The organism is Xanthomonas albilineans (genome assembly GCF_002939705.1).
Lineage (GTDB): Bacteria > Pseudomonadota > Gammaproteobacteria > Xanthomonadales > Xanthomonadaceae > Xanthomonas_A > Xanthomonas_A albilineans.
Window position 1 is genome coordinate 14,871 of the sequence record NZ_MDCB01000017.1, and the last position, 22,247, is coordinate 37,117.

Genomic DNA, 22,247 nt, shown 5'->3' on the forward strand with positions numbered 1-22,247 from the left:
GCGCATCATCCCTGCGCTTGCTGCTCCATCAGGAACCTTCATGCGCTCTCTGTTCGCCGCCCTCGCCCTCGTGCTTGCCATGCCTCTCGTCCCCGCACATGCCGAAAAACTGACCCTGGAGGCCATCACCGGCAGCAAGCCGCTGTCCGGGCCGACGCTGATGAAACCCAAAGTGGCGCCGGATGGCTCGCGCGTGACCTTCCTGCGCGGCAAGGACAGCAACCGCAACCAGCTTGACCTGTGGGAGTACGACATCGCCAGCGGCCAGACCCGCTTGCTGGTCGATTCCAAGCTGGTGCTGCCTGGCGCCGAGACCCTGAGCGACGAAGAAAAAGCACGGCGCGAGCGTCAGCGCATCGCGGCCTACACCGGCATCGTCGAATACCAGTGGGCGCCGGATGCGCGCGCGTTGCTGTTCCCACTGGGTGGCGAACTGTATCTGTACGATTTGTCCAAGACCGGCAGCGCCGCGGTGCGCAAGCTCACCCATGGCGAAGGTTTCGCCACCGATCCGAGGATATCGCCCAAGGGCGGCTACGTGAGCTTCGTGCGTGGGCGCAATCTGTGGGTGATCGATCTGGCCAGCGGCCAGCAATATCCGCTGACCCACGACGGCAGCCAGACCATCGGCAATGGTGTGGCCGAATTCGTCGCCGATGAGGAAATGGACCGCCACACCGGCTACTGGTGGGCGCCGGACGACTCGGCGGTCGCCTTCGCGCGCATCGACGAAACCGATGTGCCGGTGCAGAAACGTCAGGAGGTCTACGCCGACCACAGCGAGGTGGTGGAACAGCGCTATCCGCAGGCCGGGCAGCCCAACGTCAAGGTCAAGCTGGGCGTGATCGCGCCGCACGCGGGCACGCAGCCGCAGTGGATCGACCTGGGCAAGAACCCGGATATCTATTTGGCGCGGGTGGACTGGCGCGATCCGCAACGGCTGACCTTTCAGCGCCAGTCGCGCGACCAGAAACGACTGGAATTGATCGAAACCACGCTGGCCAACGGCAAGCAGCGCGTACTGGTCACCGAGACCAGCAAGACCTGGGTGCCGCTCACCAACGACCTGCACTTCCTCAAGGACGGGCGCTTCGTCTGGGGTTCGGAGCGTAGTGGTTACGAGCACCTGTACCTGGCTTCGGAAGATGGCCGCACCTTGCATCCCCTCACGCAGGGCGAATGGGTCGTGGACGCATTGCTCGCAGTGGACGAGAACGTCGGCAAGGTCTATTTCTCCGGGACCAAGGAATCGCCGACCCAGGCCAATGTCTATGCCGTGCCGTTGGCTGGTGGCGCGATCGAACGGCTGTCGCAACCCGACGGTATGCATGCGGCCAGTTTCGCCACCAACGCCAGCGTCTACGTCGATAGCTGGTCCAACACCACCACGCCACCGCAGATTGGGTTGTTTCGCGCCAATGGCGAGAAAATCGCCACGCTCCTGGTCAACGACTTGGCCGATCCACAACATCCCTTTGCCAAGTATCGCGATGCGCAGCGCCCGGTCGAGTTCGGCAGCACGACCGCGGCTGATGGCAAGACGCTATTGCACTACCTGCTGATCAAGCCGGCTGGTTTCGATCCGAGCAAGCGCTACCCGGTGGTGGTCCACGTCTACGGCGGTCCGGCGGCGCAGACCGTGCTCGATAGCTGGCCCGGCCGTGGCGATGACATGTTCGACCAGTATCTGGCCCAGCACGGCTACGTGGTGTTCTCGCTCGACAATCGCGGCACGCCGCGCCGCGGCCGCGACTTCGGCGGCGCACTGTATGCGCGCCAGGGCACGGTGGAAGTGGACGACCAACTGCGCGGCATTGCCTGGTTGAAGGCGCAGCCATGGGTGGATGCGGCGCATATCGGCGTGTACGGCTGGTCCAATGGCGGCTATATGACGCTGATGCTGCTGGCCAAGCACAGCGACGCCTACGCGTGCGGTGTGGCGGGTGCGCCGGTTACCGATTGGGCGCTGTACGACAGCCACTACACCGAGCGCTACATGAATCTGCCGGCAGCCAATCCGGACGGCTATCGCGACGGTCGCGTGGCCGCGCATCTGGATGGCCTGACCTCGCCTTTGCTGCTGATCCACGGCATGGCGGACGACAACGTGCTGTTCGCCAATTCCACCTCGCTGATGAGTGAGTTGCAAAAGCGCGGCAAGCTGTTCGAGCTGATGACCTATCCCGGCGCCAAGCACGGCCTGTCCGGCACCAATGCCCTGCATCGCTACCGCACCACCGAGGCGTTCCTGGCGCGTTGCCTGAAACCCTGAGGTCACGCGCACACGAAGTTGCAGGTGCGGTTCGATGCCGACCCCGATGTGGCTGTTTGCCGGGTCAGCGACCGGTTCGGATCGCTGGCGACGCCGTCCGCTTCATCGCCCTGCCGGTGGCGCAGTGGCTGGTTTGCCTGCGCCTGGCGGTACCCAGATCGCCATGCCGGCGGCGCGTTTTTGCGTGGTCGGGATGCCGATGCCCAGGCCGCCGCCGACGTGGCCGCCATAGCTGCCGCCGCCGAGCGAGACGCCGCCTCCTGAACGTTGCGAACTCACGCCTATCAGCACCACGCCGTTGGCACCGAGTTTGGCCGCCTCCTGTTTGAGTCGTGCCAGCGCCGCGTCGGTCTGGCCCTGGGTCCCGAAGCCTGCCGCACTGGAGGCTTCCAACTGGGCGATATCGACCGCGCCCGCGGGTGGGGTCGAGTAAATCTGCACCAGCGCCGGGTCGATTGCTGGACGCGCCGCACCGACCATCACTTTGGAAGAACTGGCGCAGCCGGCCAGCGCGAACAGCAGGGCCAGCGGCAACAACGGACGGACGTGCATGGCATTAGCTCCGTGGGCGGATCACCACGCGATCATAGGCGGGCCGGGTGAATCGCGCCGAACCCGTCGTCGCGTCATCGTGATGCGTGTGCCGTGCATGCCTTGCCAGCTGTGGTGTTGACCCGTTTCCCGCAGGTGCTATGGTCGTGGTCAGCTTTTTTGCGGAGCCGGGCATGGGCCTGATCAGTCTGTTGTGGGGCATCGTGGCGTTGTTGTGGATGATTCTGGCTTTCGTGCCCTTGCTGGGCTGGGGCAACTGGTTCGTGATTCCGTTCGCCGCGGTCGGGGCGATCATCGCGGCGATCGGCCTGCTCTTCACCCAGGCGCCGAACCGCGGCCGCGCCAAGACCGGCCTGTTACTTAACGCGCTGGCGATGGTGGTCGGCGTGATCCGCCTGAGCTTGGGGGGCGGGGTGATCTGAGCCGTTGTGCGTCTGCGCGCGCGGCATGCCCTGTCGCGATGCATCCGCGTGCTGCGTGCGCCGTCGGCAGGAGTAACATGCCGCAGTCGATGGCGGGCCGGCGCGGGCCGACTTGCAGCACGCCGATGCTGGCGAGCGTGTCTGGTAGTAATGGGCCGCTTCCGCCATGCTCCGTATCCGTTCTCAAGGAATCTGCCCGTGGCGCATCCCCACTATCGGCCTCGGCGCATGCGCCGCGATGCGTTTTCCCGTCGCCTGATGCGCGAACACACCTTGACCGTCGACGACCTGATCTGGCCGGTGTTCGTGCACGAACTGCCCGGTCGCGCGCCGATCGCCGCCATGCCCGGGGTGGAGCGGCTGTCGATCGACGCGCTGCTGCAGGAAGCCGAGGTGGCGCTGGAGCTGGGTATCCCGGTGATCGATCTGTTCCCGGTGATCGACCCGGCCAGCAAGCGCCTGGATGCGGCCGAGGCCTGGAACCCCGACGGCCTGGCACAGCGGGCGGTGCGGGCGCTGAAGACGCGCTTCCCGGAATTGGGGGTGATGACCGACGTGGCGCTGGATCCGTACACCACCCACGGCCAGGACGGCATCATCGACGCGCGCGGCTACGTGCTCAACGACGTCACCGTCGAGGCGCTGGTCCAACAGGCGTTGTCGCATGCGCAGGCCGGCGCGGACATCGTTTCGCCCTCGGACATGATGGACGGACGCATCGGTGCGATCCGTCGCGCGTTGGATGCCGATGCGCATCTGCACGTGCGCATCATGGCCTATTCGGCCAAGTATGCCTCGGCCTTCTACGGCCCGTTCCGCGAGGCGGTCGGCAGCGCCGGCAACCTCGGCAAGGCCGACAAGACCACCTACCAGATGGACCCGGCCAACGGCGACGAGGCGCTGCGCGAGATCGCGCTGGACCTGGAGGAGGGCGCGGACATGGTGATGGTCAAACCGGGCATGCCATACCTGGATGTGGTGCGGCGAGTGAAGGACACCTTCCGGGTGCCGACTTTCGCCTACCAGGTCAGTGGCGAGTACGCGATGCTCAAGGCGGCGGCCGGCAACGGTTGGCTGGACGAGCGCGCCTGCGTGTTGGAATCGCTGATGGCGTTCAAACGCGCCGGCGCCGACGGCGTGTTGACCTACTTTGCGCCGCAGGTGGCGCGCTGGCTGCGCGAGACCCGCTGAGGTTTGCGTGAGGGTGTGGCCGTGGATTGATCGCCACACCCCGGCCCCGGCGTAGCGTGCGACTGACGTTCCAGGGCGCTGGTATGGATGACCGCCCTGGGTTCTGCCGACGCTGCAACCCCAGTGGTCACGGCAGAGTCAGTGCGATCGGATTGGCCTTCATGCTCGCGCTGAGCGACGGGAACGGATCCAGCTTGGTTATAGCGATCAAGTCGTTGATCGATACCACATCGCAATGGATGCTGCTGTCGTTGACGCACAGGTAGGCGGCCGCGCCCATGCCTGGCACGTACACCGCTTTCCACACCTCGTCCGGCACCTCGACGTTGTCGACGCCGATGTCGCGGCGGGTGCCGCTGACGAACGCCGGCCCGGTCACCACGTAGATTTCGCCGCGCTGCGTGGCCAGTTGTCGTACTTGCTCTTCGATCCGCGCCCATTCGCCGACGTTGAGCATGTGGTTCTGCGGCACCACGTTGGCCATCGAGAACGTTTCCTTCTCCGCGTTGATGGTGGAGGCATCGCCAGCCGGGGTCATGTGGCCGCGGTCGTAGCCGGAATTGGTGTAGTCCGAACTCTTGGAGCGATCCGCGACCGGGATTGCGGTTTCGTCGTGGAAGCTGCCGACCCGATTGATCGTCTCGGAGCCGGCGACCTGTTGGTCGGTCAGGTGCTCGGCCGAATACAGCGGGCCCTTGGTCACGCCTGAGGCGAGCAAGACGTATTCGGTGTAGCACACCTCGGTAGTGCGTGCGCTGATCGACGCGTCCAGGTTCGGTGCCTGGCCGTCGGCATAGAGCGCGGGACAACCGGTTGTGGCGTTCGCCGCATGCGCCGCGGACAGCGCCATCAGCGCAACACAACTGCGCAGGAAAACGGACATGCGCAACCTCCTTTTTCGGCTCAGAAGTGAGGTGAGCAAAATGACTAGGATGGGTGGCGTTTTAGCGACAGTTCGATGTGGTCGGAATGCAAATCAAGGTATTTATCACGCTTAACGGTAGACGCAATGTGCAAGCGAGTTTTCGAATTCGATAAGCATTCTCATCTACAATATGCGATCGTTCTCCGTTCCGCTCTGCGCCGTGATCAAGAGGCTGTTATTCCAGTTGCATTGGTTGCTCGGTATCAGTGCCGGACTGGTGTTGTCGGTGATGGGGCTGAGCGGGGCGACGCTCGCTTTCGAGGACGAGATTGTGCGTCTGGTCAATCCGCCGCTGGCCGCCACGGCGGCGCGGTATGCGGCCGGCGAACAGCCGCTGCCGTTGGCGGAACTGGCACGGCGGCTGGATCTGGGCGGCGCGCACCGGACCAACCGATTGCTGGTCGATCCCACCGGCACGCGCCCGTCGAACCTGCGCCTGCCTGGGCGCGCGGGCGGACGGCTGTACTTCGATCCCTACACCGGCGCGATCGTGGCGGCGCCGCGTCTGAGCGGCTTCTTCGCGTTCGTGGAGAACCTGCATCGTCGGCTGGCCGCTGGCGAGCGCGGCAAGGCCGTCACCGGGGCCTGCGTTATCGCGTTGTTCTTTTTTTGCCTATCCGGCCTATACCTGCGCTGGCCGCGGCGCTGGTGGAACTGGCGCGCATGGTGGGTGGTGGAGTGGACGCGGCAGGGACGCAATTTCCTGTGGAGTCTGCACTCGGTGGCCGGCACCTGGTGTCTGGCGATGTACCTGATGACTGCGGCGACCGGGTTGTACTGGTCCTACGATTGGTACCGGCAGGGGCTGGTGGCGATGCTGGGGGGCGATCCGGTACCCAAGGAGGGCGGTGATGGCGGTTCGCCGCTCTTGGTCGACTATGTGCGGTTGCAGGCCGCGCTGGACACGCTGCCGGCCGCCCATCGCGCCTATCTGGACATGCGTCTGCCCAGCCGTCGCGACCAGCCGGTGATCGCGCGTTACCTGCCACCGGATCCGCCGCACAGCCGGGCCTATGACAGCGTGGAGATCGATCCGTCCACTGGCCGTATCGAGCGCCGCCAGCACTACCGCCGGCAACCGCTGGGGCGACAACTGCTGACCAGCATGTTTGCGCTGCATACCGGCAGTTTCTTCGGTCTACCGGGCCGAGTGGCGATGCTGCTGTCGAGCCTGTGCATGACGCTGTTCTGCGTCACTGGCTGGATGCTGTACTTGGACAGGCGTCGTAAACAGCAGGAGTTGCGCAGCGTACGCGGCGATCTGGCAGTGCCCTCGACCACTGGCTCCGGTGACTGGCTGGTGGGTTTCGCCAGCCAGAGCGGTTTCGCCGAACGCTTGGCCTGGGAGGCGGCGCGCCACCTGCAAGTTGCTGGCCTGGGGGTGCAGGTGCGTGCGCTGGCGCAGCTGGATGCGGCGCAGTTGCGCAACCGGCAGCGCGCGTTGTTCGTGGTCAGCACCTTCGGCGACGGTGAGTCGCCGGATACGGCGCGCGGCTTCGCCAAGCGCGTGTTGCGTCAGGCTCAGGCGCTGCCTGAGTTGGACTACGCGATATTGGCTCTGGGCGATCGTCATTACCCGCAGTTCTGCGGCTTCGCACGGCAACTGGAGCGGTGGCTGGACGTACAGGGCGCACGGGCACTGTTCCCGACCGTGGAGGTGGATCGTGCCGACCCGCAGGCACTGGCGCAGTGGCAGCGGCAGGTGTCCGATCTCACCGGTGTGGCGATGGCGATGCCGGTGTTGCAGGTGCCCGAGTCGCTGGACTGGCGTCTGCTTGAGCGGCGTTTGCTCAATCCTGGCAGTGCCGGGGAACCGCTGTGGTGGATCGCGCTGGCGCCGCCAGCGTCGGCGCACTGGCAGGCCGGCGACATTCTGGAAGTGCAGCCTTGCCATGCCGAGGACGCGGTGCGTACCTGGCTTGCCGCGCAGGCGCTGGATGCGGATGCGCCGGTGCAGGCCGAGGGCGTGTGGCGACCGCTGTGGCAGGCGCTGGCCGATCGGGTGCTGTCGCCGCCGATGGCGCCGACGCAGGCATTGCAGGATTGGTTCGAGACACTGCCGCCTTTGCCGTTGCGCGAGTATTCGATTGCCTCGACCCTGGCCGATGGCGCGCTGCACCTAGTGGTGCGGCTGCGCCTGCGCGATGACGGTCGCATCGGCCTGGGGTCGGGCTGGCTGTGTGTGCATGCGCCAGCGAATGCGGTCCTGCGGGCGCGGGTACGCGCCAATCCTGGGTTTCGCCGCCAGGGCGCCGTGCCGATGCTGTTGATCGGCAACGGCACCGGTATTGCCGGCTTGCGCAGCTTGCTGCGCGAGGCAGAACAGGCAGGGGTGCACGGACATTGGTTGCTGTTCGGCGAACGCAATGCGGCCCACGATGCGCTGTTCGCCGATGAACTGCAGGCATGGCAGGCCAGTGGTCATCTGCAACGCCTGGAGTTGGTGTTTTCGCGCGACCAAGCGGGCAAGCAGTATGTGCAGGATCGCTTGCGTGACGCGGCCGAAACAGTGCGCGACTGGATCGCGCGCGGCGCCACCGTGCATGTCTGCGGCAGTCTGGATGGCATGGCGCATGGCGTGGAGGCGGCCTTGCACGAGATCCTGGGCGAGGACACCCTCGACGCGCTGAGCACGGCCGGGCGCTATCGGCGCGACGTGTACTGAGCGGGCTGGCGTGTTGCTGTTGGTCTGGCCAGCCGTTGTGCATGCAGCCACGTTCGCCATGTGAGGGATGGCAAGCCGGCCATCGCCGCGTCGCGTGCGGATGGTATGGACAGGAGTGATGCGTTTAGCGATCCACCACGACGCGATCGCCGGTCAACGGGTTTCCATGCAGTCGCCGCTGCCGCTGGCGCGCGGGGTTTTCATCCGGTACACGTCGCGTTTGCCGGCCTTCGGCGCACGCGCGCTGCCGGTCAGCAGCAGTTCGCCTGGCTTGGAGGCATCCAGCACGGCGCCAGCGGTATGGCCATCGGCGTTGTTGAACGACAGCGTCAGTGGCTGCGGTGACGCATAGTGTCCGTCGGCGCATTGCGCGAGCAGCACCTGGCTGCCCTGGCCGTCGCGTGCGCGGGCGAACAGCAGCGCGCGGCCATCGCCCAGCCAGGCCGCATCGGTCTCGTCGTCGGCGCTGTTGACCCCGACCAGCGCTTGCGGGTGCGCGAACGTCTGGCCGTCCAGGCGTGCGACGAACAGATCCAGGCCGCCGGCGCCGCCGTGACCTGTGCTGGCGAACAAGAGCCGTGTCCCGTCCAGCGAGAGCGTCGGTGCGCGTTCGTCGCCGCGCGAATTCACCCCCGGCCCCAGGTTTTGCGGGGGGCCGTAGCGGCCGTCGGCCAGCACAGGGGCGCGATACAGATCGCTGCCGCCGTTTCCACCGGGACGGTCGGAGGCGAAATATAGCCATCGCCCATCGGCGCTGAAAAACGGATCGGTCTCGGCGCTGGCCGAATTCACGGGCGGCGGCAGCGGCTGTGGGTCACGCCAGCGGCCGTCGCGCAATACGGCCTGCCAGAGATCGCCGCCGCCTGGGCCTCCGTCACGGTCGGGGCTGGCCCAGACGATGTGCTGGCCATCGGCCGCCACGCTGGCGCGGGTCTCGTCGTCGGCGGTGGAAACCACGCCCATGCCTTCCATGCCGAATTCGGAAAGCGCGAACGCCGACGGTGCGCAGAGTAAACTCGCCGCCAGCGCGATTGGCAAAGCATGGGTCCGCATCTGGAATTCCGTGAAATGTCGCCTCCAGTCTAAAACAACCAACGAGCGTTCCATGCCCAACTCCCGTTTTGCCGTGTTCGGTCACCCTGTCGCCCACTCGCTGTCGCCACGTATCCACGCCGCGTTTGCCAAGCAGACCGGCATCGCCATGCAGTACGACGCGCTCGACGCTTCCCTGGAGGGGTTCGCGTCGGCGCTGGCCGCGTTCGTCGCCGAGGGTGGGGTCGGCGCCAACGTGACCGTGCCGTTGAAGGAGGCCGCGTTCGCCGTTAGCGCGGTTCACAGCGAACGTGCGCAACGTGCCGGCGCGGTCAATACGCTCAGTTACCGCGATGGGCAGTGGCACGGCGATAACACCGATGGCGCCGGTCTGGTACGCGACCTGACCGGGCGCCAGGGCCTGGACCTTCGCGGCCGTCGTGCCCTGTTGCTGGGCGCTGGCGGTGCCGCGCGCGGCGTGGCGCCGGCGTTGCTGGAAGCCGGCGTGCAGCGATTGGTGGTGGTCAACCGCTCGCCGGAACGCGCCGACGTCCTGATCGATGCGCTGGGCGAACCGGCCCGCGCGATCTCGCGTTATTGGGACGACCTACGTGACCTGGGCGATTTCGAACTGATCCTCAATGCCACCACCATCGGTCGCGATCCGACGGTGGGATTCGCCCTGCCGTTGTCGTTGGTCAACAGTATGACGTTGGCGGTGGACCTGAATTACGGCGAAGTCGCGATTCCGTTTCTGGCCTGGGCGCGCGCGGCGCACTGTCGCGATACCGTGGATGGCCTGGGCATGTTGGTCGAACAGGCGGCCGAGAGTTTCGCGGGCTGGCATGGTGTGCGTCCGGAGACCGATCCGGTGTATGCCGCGTTGCGCGAACGCGAAGCTGTGCTGGTCAGCGCCAATTGAGCGTTTCGCTGTTGCGACGGCGATGACCGAAACTCCTACGCCGTCGGCACCGCGCGCGCCCGTGTCATCCCCGCGTCAGCTCACCGAGCCGGTCAAGCTGGCGATCCGCGATGCCTACGCCAAGTTGCAGGCCAATACGCCAGGATTCCGCGTGCGCCGTGCGCAGAGTCAGATGATCGGCGTGGTATCGCGCGCGCTGGGCACGTCTGGCGGTGTGGGGGTGGCCGAGGCGCCCACCGGCGTCGGTAAGAGTCTGGGCTACTTGACCGCCGGTGTGCCGATCGCGCTGGCGAGCAAGAAGAAACTGGTGATCAGCACCGGCACGGTGGCGCTGCAGGCGCAGTTGGTGGAACGCGACATTCCGGCGTTCCTCAAGGCCACCGGGCTGGAGGCCACGGTGGCCTTGGCCAAGGGGCGCACCCGCTACCTGTGTCCGCGCAATGTGGCCGAACTGCACGGCGAAGCGGCGCAAGACAGCATGTTCGAGGACGAGGCGCCGCTGTACGACCGCCCGCCTAGTCCAGCCGAGGCCGAGCAGGCACGCGCGCTGGCCAAGGCCTATGCCGAAAAAACCTGGAACGGCGATCTGGATGCCGCGCCGGAGCCGATTGCGCCGTCGCTGCGTGTGCGCATCACCACCAACGCCGCCGGTTGCGCTGGGCGCCGCTGTTCGTTCGCGGCGCAGTGCCCGGTGCTGAAGGCGCGCAGCGAGGTGCGCGACGCGCAGATCGTGGTGACCAACCATGCATTGCTGTTGTCGGCGCTGGCGCTGGGCGACAGCGACAACGGCCAGCCGTTGATCGCGCCGCCGTCGGACATGTTGTTGGTGCTGGACGAAGGCCATCATATCGGCAGTGTCGCCATCGATCAGGGCGCCGCCAGCCTACCGTTGGACGAGATGGCGCAACGCACCGGGCGCTTGCAGACGTTGATCGCTGCGGCGTATCGACTGACCGACAAGGACACCATCGGCCAGCAGTTGCCCAACGAGGCGATCGAGTTGGCTGCGCAAGTGGTCAAGGGGCTGAAGGCGTTCCGTGCCGAGGTCGAACGCGTGTGGGTACCCGAGCCGGACCACGACGCGCCGATGTGGCGTGCGCCCAACGGACGCCTGCCGCAGGAGTGGATGCCACTGATCGACGCGCAGGCGCAGGACACCGCCGCGTTGCTGAACTGGGTGCAGGCCGCGCACCAAATGGTGGTCAAGTCCAAGCAGGAGGACGCGGCCAAGGAACGCCTGCAGCGGAATCTCGGCATGGCCCTGGAGATGGTCGAGCAGCAGTACGGGTTATGGCTGGGCTGGCGCCGCGAGGATCAGGAAGGCCAGCCGCCGATGGCGCGCTGGATCACCGCCTCGCGCGATGCCGACGTGATCTGTCATTGCTCACCGGTTTCGGCTGCGCAGGTGTTGCGCTCGCTGTTGTGGAGCGAAGTGGATGCGGCGGTGCTGACCTCGGCCACGCTCACCGGCGGCGGCGATTTTCAGTCCTTGGCGATCGACAACGGCCTGCCCGACCACGCCGAAATGGTGTCGCTGTCCTCGCCGTTCGACCTGCCCAATCAGGCCGAACTGATCGTGCCGGCGTTTCCCGTGGCGCCGGACGATCGCGATGGCCATCCGCGCGAAGTGGCGCGCTACCTGGTCCGTGAACTGGACTGGGGCAAGGGATCGATCGTGCTGTTCACCTCGCGCTGGAAGATGCTCAAGGTCGCCGATCTGCTGCCCATCGCGCAGCGCAACCGGGTGCTGGTGCAGGGCGAGGGTTCCAAGTCGCAGATGATTGGCGAGCACCTGCGCCGCATCGGCGCCGGCGAAGGGTCGGTGCTGTTCGGGCTGCATTCCTTCGGCGAAGGCCTGGACCTGCCCGGCGAGGCGTGCACCACCGTGGTCATCACCCAGGTGCCGTTCGCGGTGCCGACCGATCCACAGACCGCCACGCTCGGTGAATGGTTCGAAAGCCGTGGTCTCAACGCTTTCAACCTGATCGCGGTGCCGCATGCACTGCGCACCTTGACGCAGTTCGCCGGCCGCCTGATCCGCACCTCCAGCGACCATGGTCGCGTCATCATTCTCGATTCGCGCCTGCTGACCAAGCGCTACGGCAAACGCATCATCGATGCGTTGCCGCCGTTCAAGCGGGTGATCGGCTAGATAACGCCGCGATAGACATCGCCGGCAGGAATGTAGCGACACCTCGCTTCACCATCGTGTTGCAGCCGAACGCGTTGCCGGTCTGCGCGTGCCGTTGTTCGAGTTGTTTGAGCACGGTAGATGGCGTTGTGGCGTCTACATTTTGATGTCAATGCGCATCGTCGTGGCGATCGTCATAGCGTGCTACTTGCTGTAATTCATGGCGAATTATGCGTTTCAAGGGCGATCGCCATCACGTTGTAGTGCATGGATTGAACGTGTCGATGGCAGCGATTGCAACGAACGAATTCTCTGCATGCGAAGGCGTTGCGATGCTGCAATTCCCCAAACGCGAGCCGATGCCATGCGCACTGTTCCCTTGCTGATAATCGTCTTGCTGTCGCAGTTCCTGATCGTTTCGACGGGAGCCGCGCAGTCCACGCTCACCCGCGACAACGGCGCACCGGTGGGCGACAACCAGAACTCGCAGACCGCCGGTCCCAATGGCCCGACCCTGCTACAAGATGTGCAATTGATTCAAAAGTTGCAGCGCTTCGACCGCGAGCGTATCCCGGAACGCGTGGTGCATGCGCGCGGCACTGGGGCGCGTGGCATTTTCACCGCCACAGCCGATATCTCCGACCTGAGCAAGGCCAAGGTATTCGTGCCGGGCGAGATCACGCCGGTGTTCGTCCGCTTCTCCTCGGTCGTGCACGGGAACCATTCGCCGGAAACCATGCGCGACCCGCACGGTTTCGCGACCAAGTTCTACACCCGCGAGGGGAACTGGGACCTGGTCGGCAACAATTTTCCGACCTTCTTCATCCGCGATGCGATCAAGTTTCCCGACATGGTGCATGCATTCAAGCCGGATCCGCGCACCAATCTGGACGATGACGCGCGTCGCTTCGATTTCTTCTCGCACGTGCCCGAGGCCACGCGCACGCTGACCCTGCTGTACTCCAACGAAGGCACGCCGGCCGGTTATCGCTTCATGGATGGCAACAGCGTCCACGCCTACAAACTGGTCAACGCGCAAGGTCAGGTGCATTACGTCAAGTTTCATTGGAAGTCGTTGCAGGGCATTCGCAATCTCGATCCCAAGCAGGTCGTTGCGATGCAGGGCAAGGCCTACAGCCATTTGACCAATGATCTGGTCGGGGCGATCGCGCGTGGCGATTATCCAAAGTGGGATCTGTACATCCAGGTGCTCAAGCCGGAAGACCTGGCCAGCTTCGATTTCGATCCGTTGGATGCGACCAAGATCTGGCCCGGTATACCCGAGCGCAAGATCGGCCAGTTGGTCTTGAACAAGAACGTGGAGAATTTCTTCCAGGAAACCGAGCAGGTCGCGATGGCGCCGGCCAATCTGGTGCCCGGCATCGAGCCTTCCGAAGATCGGCTGCTGCAAGGACGACTGTTCTCCTATGCCGATACCCAGTTGTACCGGGTTGGCACCAATGGTCTGAGCCTGCCGGTGAACCGGCCGCGGGTGCCGGTGAACAACGGCAATCAGGACGGTGCGATGAACGCCGGCAGCACCGTCGGCGCGGTGAACTACGAACCGAGCCGGCTCGCTCCGCGTCCGCAAGATCCCAATGCCCGTTATAGCCAACTGCCGCTTTCCGGTACGACCCAACAGGCCAAGATCGCCCGCGAGCAGAACTTCAAACAGGCCGGCGACCTGTTCCGCAGCTATAGCAAGAAAGAGCAACAGGATCTGATCCAGAGCTTCGGCGAATCGCTGTCTGGAACCGACGATGCCAGTAAGCACATCATGCTGTCGTTCCTGTACAAGGCCGACCCGGACTATGGCACAGGGGTGACGCGTGTCGCCAAGGGCGATCTGGCGCGGGTCAAACAGTTGGCCGCGCAGTTGCAGGACTGAGCGTTCACCGCGCAGCGCGGCGGCACTTCCCCGCCGCACGCGTTGCGCATTTTCACCGAGACGGAGACCGAATATGCGCCGTTTTGCTGTTCTCTTGGTCAGCCTGGTCACTGTGGCGACCGCCACCGCCGCACCTCCTGCGCTTGTGCCGCCGGATCCGGCGAGGATCCAGGCGCAACTGCGCGATTATTTCTTCGACGCCGCACGCGAAGGCCGGCAGGACATGCTGGCCGAATTCATCCGTGCCCACTACGATCTCGATACTCGCGACGACAAGGGGTATACCGCGCTGATTCTGGCCGCCTACCACGGCCATCAGGCAGCGGTGGAACAGTTGCTGCGCGCTGGCGCCGACCCGTGCGCACAGGACAAGCGCGGTAACACCGCGCTGATGGGCGCGATCTTCAAAGGCGAACTGGCGATTGCCAAGCGCCTGATGCAAGCCGACTGCGCACCGGACCAGCGCAACAACGCAGGACAGACCGCGGCGATGTACGCAGCATTGTTCCAGCGCACCGAGGTGCTGAAGGAACTCGCTGCCAAGGGCGCCGACCTGCAGGCCAAGGACGCGCAGGGCAACGACGTGGCCAAACTGCGGCACGGCCAATTCGCGCCGTTACCTGCGCGTTGAGCGAACCGCGATTGGGCTGGTGCGCCGTCGGCTGGCGCATCGGCGGGCGCAGCCCATGCCGCGATGGGCAAGGGCGGCATGGCATCGGGCCCCTCGGATCGGCGAAAATACCGACGTGGCCGGTTTCCACTGGCCACGCGTCGTCGCTATCTGCGCTGTTACGCCTCCCGCTTGCGATGATGGGTTGGTGTGCAACGCGGTAGCGCGTTACCCATGCCGGCATCGTGCCGGCCTTTGCCACGGTTCGCCGTCGCCCACCCCGGATCTGTCTTGAACACCAACGCCCCTGCTTCCACCGACGAGCTGCCCTTATCCGAGCGCCTGCGCATCACCCTGGAATTGCTCGACGCCATCGAGGCCGACCGCACTGTCCTCGATGCCCTGCCCGAAGCCGAGCGCGTGCGCCTGCATCAGGCGGTGGCCAAGGTTTTCCATCCCGAACCCAAGACACGGCGCAAGTTGCTCAAGCAACAGGCGCGCGAACGCCATCAGGAGAAAGTGCGCAAGGCCGAGGCGTTGCTGGAGCAGACCGGTATCCGCGCGTTGCGCCGCAAACCGGTGTTCAGTACGCCTAACTATTTTCCCCCGCAGTCGCCCACTGCGCTGAGTTGCGTGCAGGCTGTTGCGCAAGAGCCTGCGCCGCAATCGCCCGAGTTGCGTCACTGCTATGTGTGCAAGCAGAAGTTCACCCAGCTGCATCATTTCTACGACCAGATGTGTCCGCCCTGCGCCGAGATGAATTACCTCAAGCGCACCGAAACGGCAGATCTGCGCGGACGCGTGGCGCTGTTGACCGGTGGACGGGTCAAGATCGGTTATCAGGCTGGATTGAAACTGCTGCGTGCCGGTGCCGAGTTGATCGTGACCACACGCTTCCCGCGCGATTCGGCTGCGCGCTATGCGCAAGAGCCGGATTTCGCCGATTGGGGGCATCGGCTGCAGGTGTTCGGCCTGGACCTGCGCCACACGCCCAGCGTTGAGGCGTTTTGTAGCCACTTGCTCGCCACCCGTGCGCGTCTGGATTTCATCATCAACAACGCGTGTCAGACCGTGCGTCGACCACCGCAGTTCTATGCGCACATGATGGCTGGCGAAACCGCCACGCTGCAAGAATTGCCCGAGCACGTGCGCCGGTTGGTCGGCAGTTACGAAGGGTTGCGCGGCCCGGAACTGCTGCCGGCGGTGTCGGCGACCACGCTGCAGACTAGTGCCGGGTATGGTCTCAGTGGTACAGATGGCTTGTTGCATGCAGCGGCGTTATCGCAGATGCCGCTGCTGGCCGACGATCTGCTCGGCCAACAGCATGTGTTTCCGGAAGGGCGGCTAGACCAGGATCTGCAGCAGGTGGATCTGCGCGGGCGCAATTCCTGGCGTCTGCTCTTGGCTGAGGTGTCGTCGGTGGAACTGTTGGAGACACAGTTGGTCAACGCGATTGCGCCGTTCGTCATCAATGCGCGGCTCAAGCCGCTGTTGCTGCGCACGCCCGAGCGCGACAAGCACATCGTCAACGTGTCGGCGATGGAAGGACAGTTCTATCGCAACTTCAAGACGACCCGGCATCCGCATACCAACATGGCCAAGGCCGCGTTGAACATGATGACCCGCACGTCGGCGGCGGACTACCACAACGATGGCATCCACATGAATAGCGTGGACACTGGCTGGGTCACCGATGAGGATCCGGCGGAGATCGCTGCGCGCAAGGTGCACGAGGAACGCTTCCATCCGCCGCTGGACATCGTCGATGGTGCGGCGCGCATCGTCGATCCCATCATCCACGGCTTCAACACCGGTGAGCACGTTTGGGGCCAGTTTCTCAAGGATTACGCGCCGACTGATTGGTAACGCGCCAGTTTGCCGATGACTTGAAGCGTTGCTTCCGCCTCGTGCAGGAAGCCGATGATCTATTATTCGGAAAAGCGCTTCTTTAGGAATTGGATTCCAAATCCGGATGCTGCTCGGGACTCGGGGACGTCTGTCTGGCAACGGATGCTTGCAGGTTGCCGATCCCGATTTGCAGCATGTTAAGACTCAGAGATCAAATGACGCTACTGCTTTTGATTTCCCATGCAGCCACACGGCGTGATTGCAGGACGTTGTGCATGAAATTTGATTATAAGCCATCTATATTGATGCCGCCGGCCTGCGATCGGCTTGGCATATTGTTCGAATCCTTGCCTTAGAGTAGACCGCAAAACTACTGCGCAGCCGCCAAGCGGGCGCGGACGGTGCTCGGAATCCTCATGTACCACGCGTACACTGCGGTTCCTGCGCGCTGTCCGCACCCTAGTGGCGGCTGCTCACGACGTTTTGTTAGCCACTCTTAGAGTTGGACATGATCCAAATCTACGTCACCACTAATGCCAGGAACATTTCCTTTGCTGGTGTACTGCCAGATCGACCAGGTTTTACCAGCATCACTCCACACCTTCGGGATTCTAGGTTGATCGACATCCCAGCTGGCAACCCATAATGGATATTGACTAAAATCGTGCTTGTCTCCAGCCACATGTTCGTCCCAGAAGCGTGCTGCGCAATAAATCAGTGGTTTTTTGCCTCCAAGTATTGCCTCGTTTTCGAGTAGCTGAAGCAATGCATAAAGGTTGTCGGCCATCAATTCCGGCGTTGCATTTTCATTACCGGTGAGCTCCACATCTATCGCGAAATGTTCGCAAGATGCGTCGAAATCATTTTTGCTAAGTGTTGAAACGATATTGTCCCGTTGCTCTTCGGGGGTGCTACTCAATCCACGGAAGTAATGATAAGTCCCGAGCCGCAAATTTGCAGACAATGCATTGCCACGATAAAGCCCATAGTTTGGATCCTGATATGTTCCACCTTCTGTGGCTTTCATAAAAACATAATTTACATCCGCATCTGCAACTTTTTCAAAATCTATATTTCCATTTTTATGCGAAATATCAATGCCTTTGCTGTACATGTCAAATCCTCTTGATTTTATAAGCGGTTGGGTGATAAGCATAGCCCAGGAAATTTGAATAGATGCCGACTAGGAAAATTTTTAAAATTCCAAGATAAACATCAAAATTAATTGGCGGAAAATCACTTTGAATTCACATTGCGATAACTTCGCTGGGGTGATCGAAGAGAATTTTTCCTCTATAACTTGCCAGTGAAGTGTTGAATCATCCATTTTTTCCTAGACATCGCATGATCATGGGGAGTGTTGAATTCGGAGCTGTCGCTGCGCAAGTTCGGTAAGTCGGGTGTCGTGCAGCGGTCTGAAGTCGGTCCAAGTGCCGAGGCTCTGCGTCTGAAGGCCGAGCTGCGCCGGGTCACCGAGGAGCGCGACACACTAAAAAAGCCGCCGGCTACTTTGCCAAGGGGGAGCGGGAAAGTAAGCTTTCATGTACGCACATTGTCAGGAGTTCGGGCGACTGAGGATGTGCCGGGTGCCACGGGTAAATTGGTCTGGCGACGACTCTTGGCTGCGCTCGCCGATGAGTGAGCGAACCAGGGAGGATGCGGCTGATTAAGCAGCAATGCTTGGCCAGCGGCAGTGCATACGGGCATTGCAAAGCGACCCAGGACTTGCGGGATCTGAACGAAAGCTACAGCCGCCTTGAGGACATCGTTTGGTGCGCGCGGAAGGCCTGCCTGCTCAGGCAGGCGACGGGGGCAAGCCACGTTTCCTGCGCAGAGCGACATGCGCGGTGGCGAGCAATCTACTCGAGCCGGTTTGAGGTGACCTGGCGGCGTAAGCCCAAGCTCGGTGCCTTGGTTCATTCGGACCAAGACTCGGTCTACACCCGCGATGACGAACAGAGCTTCCTGACGGCTCATAGTTCAAACGGCGACCTGTCGCCTTTAGAGTTCGAGCGGCGCTACGCACAACGACGGTTCTGAGTGCCTACAAAACCGCTGGACATTCAGATGGTGAAGCTCAGTTCTTCCAGCCATCGCCATCGCCATCGCCATCGCCCTGCGCTCGCTGAGTCCTTTCGTCTTCCGTAGCACGCGCCTGCTCGTGCCGGGCGGCGCTCCCATCGTTTTTCCCAGATGAAGATCTGGCAAGAGCAGCTACTGGGGATCGCATGATAACGTGGCAATAGCCGCGTATCCTGCGCGGATGGCGGTGGCGGTGAATGCCTCCTTTAAACATCCGCCGTGCCGACCGTTTCCGCCAGTATTTGGCCCACCTTCGATCACACAACACCCGCCATGCCCGACTATCGCTCCAAGACTTCCACCCACGGCCGCAACATGGCCGGCGCCCGCGCGCTGTGGCGCGCCACCGGCATGCAGGACGCCGACTTCCACAAGCCGATCATCGCCATCGCCAATTCCTTCACCCAGTTCGTGCCGGGCCACGTACACCTGAAGGATCTCGGCCAGTTGGTTGCGCGTGAGATCGAGCGCGTCGGCGGCGTGGCCAAGGAATTCGACACCATTGCCGTGGACGACGGCATCGCTATGGGCCACGACGGCATGCTGTATTCGCTGCCCAGCCGCGAGATCATCGCCGACTCGGTGGAGTACATGGTCAATGCGCATTGTGCCGACGCACTGGTGTGCATCTCCAACTGCGACAAGATCACGCCCGGCATGTTGATGGCCGCGCTACGCCTCAATATCCCCACCGTGTTCGTTTCCGGCGGGCCGATGGAAGCGGGCAAGACCAAACTCGCCGATCACAACCTGGACTTGATCGATGCGATGGTGATCGCCGCCGATCCCAATGCATCGGACGAAAAAGTCGCCGCCTTCGAACGCAGCGCCTGCCCCACCTGCGGCTCGTGCTCGGGGATGTTCACCGCCAACTCGATGAACTGCCTCACCGAAGCGCTCGGCCTGGCCCTGCCCGGCAATGGCACCGTGGTTGCCACCCATGCCGATCGCGAGCAGTTGTTCCTCAAGGCCGGACGCACCGCCGTCGAATTGTGTCACCGCTGGTACGGTGCCGAAGATCCGACCGCCTTGCCACGCGGCATCGCCACCTTCAAAGCCTTCGAAAATGCGATGACCCTGGATATCGCCATGGGCGGTTCCACCAACACCATCTTGCACCTGCTCGCCGCCGCGCAGGAAGCCGAGGTGCCATTCACCCTGTACGACATCGATCGTCTGTCGCGGCGCGTGCCGCAGCTGTGCAAGGTCGCGCCGAACACGCCGAAGTACCACATCGAGGACGTGCATCGCGCCGGCGGCATCGTCGCCATCCTCGGCGAACTGGCGCGCGGCGGCTTGCTGCACACCGATCAACCCACCGTGCACAGCCGCAGCCTGGCCGACGCCATCGCCCAGTGGGATGTCACGCAAAACAACGACGACGCCGTGCACACGTTCTACAAGGCCGGTCCGGCAGGTATTCCCACCCAGGTTGCCTTCAGTCAGGCCACTCGCTGGCCGAGCCTGGACACTGACCGCACCGCCGGCTGTATCCGCGAGGTGGCACAAGCCTACTCGCAGGAAGGCGGCCTGGCGGTGCTGTACGGCAATATCGCCCGCGACGGCTGCGTGGTGAAGACCGCTGGCGTGGATGAATCGATCCACGTGTTCGAAGGCAATGCCAAGGTCTTCGAGAGCCAGGACGCAGCGGTCAAGGGCATCCTCGCCGACGACGTGCAGGCCGGCGACGTGGTGGTGATCCGCTACGAAGGCCCCAAAGGCGGCCCGGGCATGCAGGAGATGCTGTATCCCACCTCTTATTTGAAGTCCAAAGGCTTGGGCAAACAATGCGCCTTGCTCACCGACGGCCGCTTCTCCGGCGGCACCTCTGGTCTATCCATTGGCCACGCCTCACCCGAAGCCGCGGCCGGCGGCGCCATCGGCCTGGTCCGCGACGGCGACAGGATCCTCATCGACATCCCCAAGCGCCGCATCGACCTGCTGGTCTCCGACGAGGTACTGGCTGCCCGCCGCGTCGATCAGGATGCCCGTGGCTGGAAACCGGCCGAATCGCGTCCGCGCAAGGTCAGCACCGCGCTGAAGGCGTATGCGCTCCTGGCCACCAGTGCGGACAAGGGTGCGGTGCGGGATCGGGCGATGCTGGAGGGGTGAAGCGGCGAGGCCATCGGATCGGGAAAATGCATGCGACACGTTTTCTCGGTGCCGACATCCCAGCAGCCCGAGTCGCAGTCGGGCGCAGCGTGCTGGATGGATGATCTTGGTATTGCCTCGCAAGATTGAGTGTCGGCAGGACACGGTGTGTTTGGCGGCTGTCGTACCGCATGCACCACGCCCGGACTTATCCTGGCCGAGCGCGTCGTGGACATCGAGCACAGCGCTGTCCACGACCACACGCGATGCAGGAGCGCGATACGCTCTGCACAAGTGGACGAGCATCGCTTTCGATCCGCAACGAAAGTTCCGGTACCAAGCCGCGCAGGCCATCTTCGCCCACCGTCCACCGACATGGCGTTACTGTTTCCATCACGATCAACTTCGATCTGCATCTGCACCCATATGAAAACCACGGCCCCCAGCATCGCCTCTCCTCTACGGCCATTCGTGGCACGTGTCCTGGTCGTCATGGCGCTCGGCGGGCTCGCGCTGCTCGCCTGGCAATTGTCCGAACTGCTGCTGATCGTGTTCGGCGCCATCGTGGTCGGTGTGCTGTTGCACGGCCTAGCGTCTGTACTGTGCAAACGGCTGCCGGTCCCGGAGTGGGCGGCGCTGGCGCTGGTGATCTTGTCGTTGTTGTTGGCGCTGTCGGCGATCGTGCTGCTGTTCGGCTCCGAAGTCGCCGCGCAGATCGACGCCTTCCGCACCACCCTGCCGGCAGCCTGGAACAAGTTCCATGCCTGGTTGCAATCCGGCCCGCTGGGGCCGCAGATCGATCGTATCCCCGAACAATTACGCAATGGCGCGTCAACCGTCGCCGCGCATGCCGGCGCCATCGTGATGTCCGCTGGCGGCGGCGTCACCAACGCGGTGCTGATGACGGTCGGCGGCATCTATCTGGCAGCGCAACCGCGGCTGTATCGGCAAGGGTTGCTGCGGCTGCTGCCGCGCGACCAGCGCGGTGTCGCCGATGCGGCCCTGGGTGCCAGCGGCCAGGCCCTGCGCGCCTGGCTGGCGGGTCAATTGCTGGCGATGGCGGTGATCGGCACTTTGACCGGGGTGGGCTTGTGGCTGCTGCACGTACCAGTGGCACTGGGGATTGGCTTGTTGACCGCGTTGCTGGACTTCATTCCGATCGTCGGTCCAATCGCGGCTGCGGTCCCGGCGATCCTGCTGGGCTTCACCGTCAGTCCGCAGGTGGCGCTGGGCGCGTTGCTGCTGTTCGTGGTGTTGCAGCAACTGGAGGGGCATCTGCTGCAACCGCTGATCCAGGCACGCGCGGTGGATCTTCCGCCGGCGCTGCTGCTGTTCTCGTTGTTCGGGATCGGCATGCTGCTCGGGCCGATGGGCGTGGTCCTGGCAGCGCCCCTCACCGTCGTGATCTTCGTGCTGATCAAGCGCCTGTACGTCCAGCATGCGCTGGGCGATGCCGAGGAAGCCGAGTCCGCCGCGACGACGGTGTGATCCGGGCGACGGATAGCCGGTGGCCCGTCGCGCGGCTGAACCCGCACGATGGCGCATCCCCACTGGCCTGCGAGACGGACACTGAATGCGTCATACATATCCCGCTTCACGGGCTTCCGCTTGTCATT

The 22,247-nt window shown here is 63.7% G+C and carries 15 protein-coding genes, 1 other RNA gene and 1 pseudogene; 13 read left to right on the top strand and 4 right to left on the bottom strand.

Annotated features, from left to right (window positions below):
* Nucleotides 1-40: 40 nt before the first annotated feature.
* Complete coding sequence (locus tag XalbCFBP2523_RS13610; RefSeq protein WP_045766442.1) at nucleotides 41-2,272, top strand: S9 family peptidase; 2,232 nt, start codon at nucleotides 41-43, stop codon at nucleotides 2,270-2,272.
* A gap of 102 nt (nucleotides 2,273-2,374) precedes the next feature.
* On the opposite strand, the gene XalbCFBP2523_RS13615 is transcribed toward XalbCFBP2523_RS13610, so the two are convergent.
* On the bottom strand, nucleotides 2,375-2,824 hold the full coding sequence (locus XalbCFBP2523_RS13615) for a hypothetical protein (protein ID WP_045766441.1): 450 nt from the start codon (nucleotides 2,822-2,824) through the stop codon (nucleotides 2,375-2,377).
* Nucleotides 2,825-2,997: 173 nt separating this feature from the next.
* Between XalbCFBP2523_RS13615 and XalbCFBP2523_RS13620 the strand changes: the two genes are divergently transcribed.
* Entirely contained in the window at nucleotides 2,998-3,246 is a 249-nt protein-coding gene (locus tag XalbCFBP2523_RS13620) for a hypothetical protein (RefSeq protein WP_012917468.1), read from the top strand.
* Between the two features lie 198 nt (nucleotides 3,247-3,444).
* Nucleotides 3,445-4,437, top strand: a complete 993-nt coding sequence (gene hemB / locus XalbCFBP2523_RS13625; protein WP_012917467.1) for a porphobilinogen synthase — start codon at nucleotides 3,445-3,447, stop codon at nucleotides 4,435-4,437.
* 127 nt (nucleotides 4,438-4,564) lie between these two features.
* Here hemB and XalbCFBP2523_RS13630 read toward each other — a convergent pair whose 3' ends face one another.
* The gene (locus tag XalbCFBP2523_RS13630) at nucleotides 4,565-5,320 is read right to left on the bottom strand and encodes a DNA/RNA non-specific endonuclease (RefSeq protein WP_045766440.1); all 756 of its coding nucleotides are present in this window, start codon (nucleotides 5,318-5,320) and stop codon (nucleotides 4,565-4,567) included.
* 202 nt (nucleotides 5,321-5,522) lie between these two features.
* Between XalbCFBP2523_RS13630 and XalbCFBP2523_RS13635 the strand changes: the two genes are divergently transcribed.
* Complete coding sequence (locus XalbCFBP2523_RS13635; RefSeq protein ID WP_045766844.1) at nucleotides 5,523-8,027, top strand: PepSY domain-containing protein; 2,505 nt, start codon at nucleotides 5,523-5,525, stop codon at nucleotides 8,025-8,027.
* A 153-nt stretch (nucleotides 8,028-8,180) separates the two neighbouring features.
* On the opposite strand, the gene XalbCFBP2523_RS13640 is transcribed toward XalbCFBP2523_RS13635, so the two are convergent.
* Nucleotides 8,181-9,080 (bottom strand): TolB family protein, encoded by a 900-nt coding sequence (locus XalbCFBP2523_RS13640; protein ID WP_045766439.1) that lies wholly within the window; start codon nucleotides 9,078-9,080, stop codon nucleotides 8,181-8,183.
* 52 nt (nucleotides 9,081-9,132) lie between these two features.
* Here XalbCFBP2523_RS13640 and aroE point away from each other — a divergent pair, with 52 nt between their 5' ends.
* The 6 genes from aroE to XalbCFBP2523_RS13670 all read left to right on the top strand — a co-directional run bounded on the left by aroE (nucleotide 9,133) and on the right by XalbCFBP2523_RS13670 (nucleotide 16,950).
* Nucleotides 9,133-9,981, top strand: a complete 849-nt coding sequence (aroE, locus tag XalbCFBP2523_RS13645; RefSeq protein WP_045766438.1) for a shikimate dehydrogenase — start codon at nucleotides 9,133-9,135, stop codon at nucleotides 9,979-9,981.
* A 22-nt stretch (nucleotides 9,982-10,003) separates the two neighbouring features.
* Entirely contained in the window at nucleotides 10,004-12,133 is a 2,130-nt protein-coding gene (gene dinG, locus XalbCFBP2523_RS13650; RefSeq protein ID WP_045766437.1) for an ATP-dependent DNA helicase DinG, read from the top strand.
* A 343-nt stretch (nucleotides 12,134-12,476) separates the two neighbouring features.
* Nucleotides 12,477-14,000 (top strand): catalase KatB, encoded by a 1,524-nt coding sequence (gene katB / locus XalbCFBP2523_RS13655; protein ID WP_012917461.1) that lies wholly within the window; start codon nucleotides 12,477-12,479, stop codon nucleotides 13,998-14,000.
* A gap of 73 nt (nucleotides 14,001-14,073) precedes the next feature.
* The gene (locus tag XalbCFBP2523_RS13660; RefSeq protein WP_012917460.1) at nucleotides 14,074-14,631 is read left to right on the top strand and encodes an ankyrin repeat domain-containing protein; all 558 of its coding nucleotides are present in this window, start codon (nucleotides 14,074-14,076) and stop codon (nucleotides 14,629-14,631) included.
* Between the two features lie 270 nt (nucleotides 14,632-14,901).
* Entirely contained in the window at nucleotides 14,902-16,476 is a 1,575-nt protein-coding gene (locus XalbCFBP2523_RS13665) for an SDR family NAD(P)-dependent oxidoreductase (RefSeq protein ID WP_012917459.1), read from the top strand.
* 398 nt (nucleotides 16,477-16,874) lie between these two features.
* Nucleotides 16,875-16,950, top strand: a non-coding RNA gene (locus XalbCFBP2523_RS13670) — sX9 sRNA.
* A gap of 4 nt (nucleotides 16,951-16,954) precedes the next feature.
* Here the strand turns inward: XalbCFBP2523_RS13670 and XalbCFBP2523_RS13675 are convergent.
* Nucleotides 16,955-17,572, bottom strand: coding sequence for a glycoside hydrolase family 25 protein (locus tag XalbCFBP2523_RS13675; RefSeq protein ID WP_080928228.1), 618 nt, complete (start codon nucleotides 17,570-17,572; stop codon nucleotides 16,955-16,957).
* 264 nt (nucleotides 17,573-17,836) lie between these two features.
* On the opposite strand from XalbCFBP2523_RS13675, the pseudogene XalbCFBP2523_RS17440 reads away from it, so the two are divergent.
* The 3 genes and pseudogenes from XalbCFBP2523_RS17440 to XalbCFBP2523_RS13690 form a co-directional block, all read left to right on the top strand.
* A pseudogene (locus tag XalbCFBP2523_RS17440) lies at nucleotides 17,837-18,498 on the top strand (transposase family protein); the annotation flags it as partial.
* Between the two features lie 315 nt (nucleotides 18,499-18,813).
* Nucleotides 18,814-20,652 (top strand): dihydroxy-acid dehydratase, encoded by a 1,839-nt coding sequence (gene ilvD, locus XalbCFBP2523_RS13685; RefSeq protein WP_045766436.1) that lies wholly within the window; start codon nucleotides 18,814-18,816, stop codon nucleotides 20,650-20,652.
* 471 nt (nucleotides 20,653-21,123) lie between these two features.
* Entirely contained in the window at nucleotides 21,124-22,119 is a 996-nt protein-coding gene (locus XalbCFBP2523_RS13690) for an AI-2E family transporter (RefSeq protein ID WP_045766843.1), read from the top strand.
* Nucleotides 22,120-22,247 lie beyond the last annotated feature (128 nt).

Bases quoted from the DNA above. Each gene is read 5' to 3' on its own strand.
- XalbCFBP2523_RS13610 (WP_045766442.1), top strand. From the start codon at position 41: ATGCGCTCTCTGTTCGCCGCCCTCGCCCTCGTGCTTGCCATGCCTCTC.
- XalbCFBP2523_RS13615 (WP_045766441.1), bottom strand. From the start codon at position 2,824: ATGCACGTCCGTCCGTTGTTGCCGCTGGCCCTGCTGTTCGCGCTGGCC.
- XalbCFBP2523_RS13620 (WP_012917468.1), top strand. From the start codon at position 2,998: ATGGGCCTGATCAGTCTGTTGTGGGGCATCGTGGCGTTGTTGTGGATG.
- XalbCFBP2523_RS13630 (WP_045766440.1), bottom strand. From the start codon at position 5,320: ATGTCCGTTTTCCTGCGCAGTTGTGTTGCGCTGATGGCGCTGTCCGCG.
- XalbCFBP2523_RS13640 (WP_045766439.1), bottom strand. From the start codon at position 9,080: ATGCGGACCCATGCTTTGCCAATCGCGCTGGCGGCGAGTTTACTCTGC.
- aroE (WP_045766438.1), top strand. From the start codon at position 9,133: ATGCCCAACTCCCGTTTTGCCGTGTTCGGTCACCCTGTCGCCCACTCG.
- dinG (WP_045766437.1), top strand. From the start codon at position 10,004: ATGACCGAAACTCCTACGCCGTCGGCACCGCGCGCGCCCGTGTCATCC.
- katB (WP_012917461.1), top strand. From the start codon at position 12,477: ATGCGCACTGTTCCCTTGCTGATAATCGTCTTGCTGTCGCAGTTCCTG.
- XalbCFBP2523_RS13660 (WP_012917460.1), top strand. From the start codon at position 14,074: ATGCGCCGTTTTGCTGTTCTCTTGGTCAGCCTGGTCACTGTGGCGACC.
- XalbCFBP2523_RS13675 (WP_080928228.1), bottom strand. From the start codon at position 17,572: ATGTACAGCAAAGGCATTGATATTTCGCATAAAAATGGAAATATAGAT.
- ilvD (WP_045766436.1), top strand. From the start codon at position 18,814: ATGCCCGACTATCGCTCCAAGACTTCCACCCACGGCCGCAACATGGCC.
- XalbCFBP2523_RS13690 (WP_045766843.1), top strand. From the start codon at position 21,124: ATGGCGCTCGGCGGGCTCGCGCTGCTCGCCTGGCAATTGTCCGAACTG.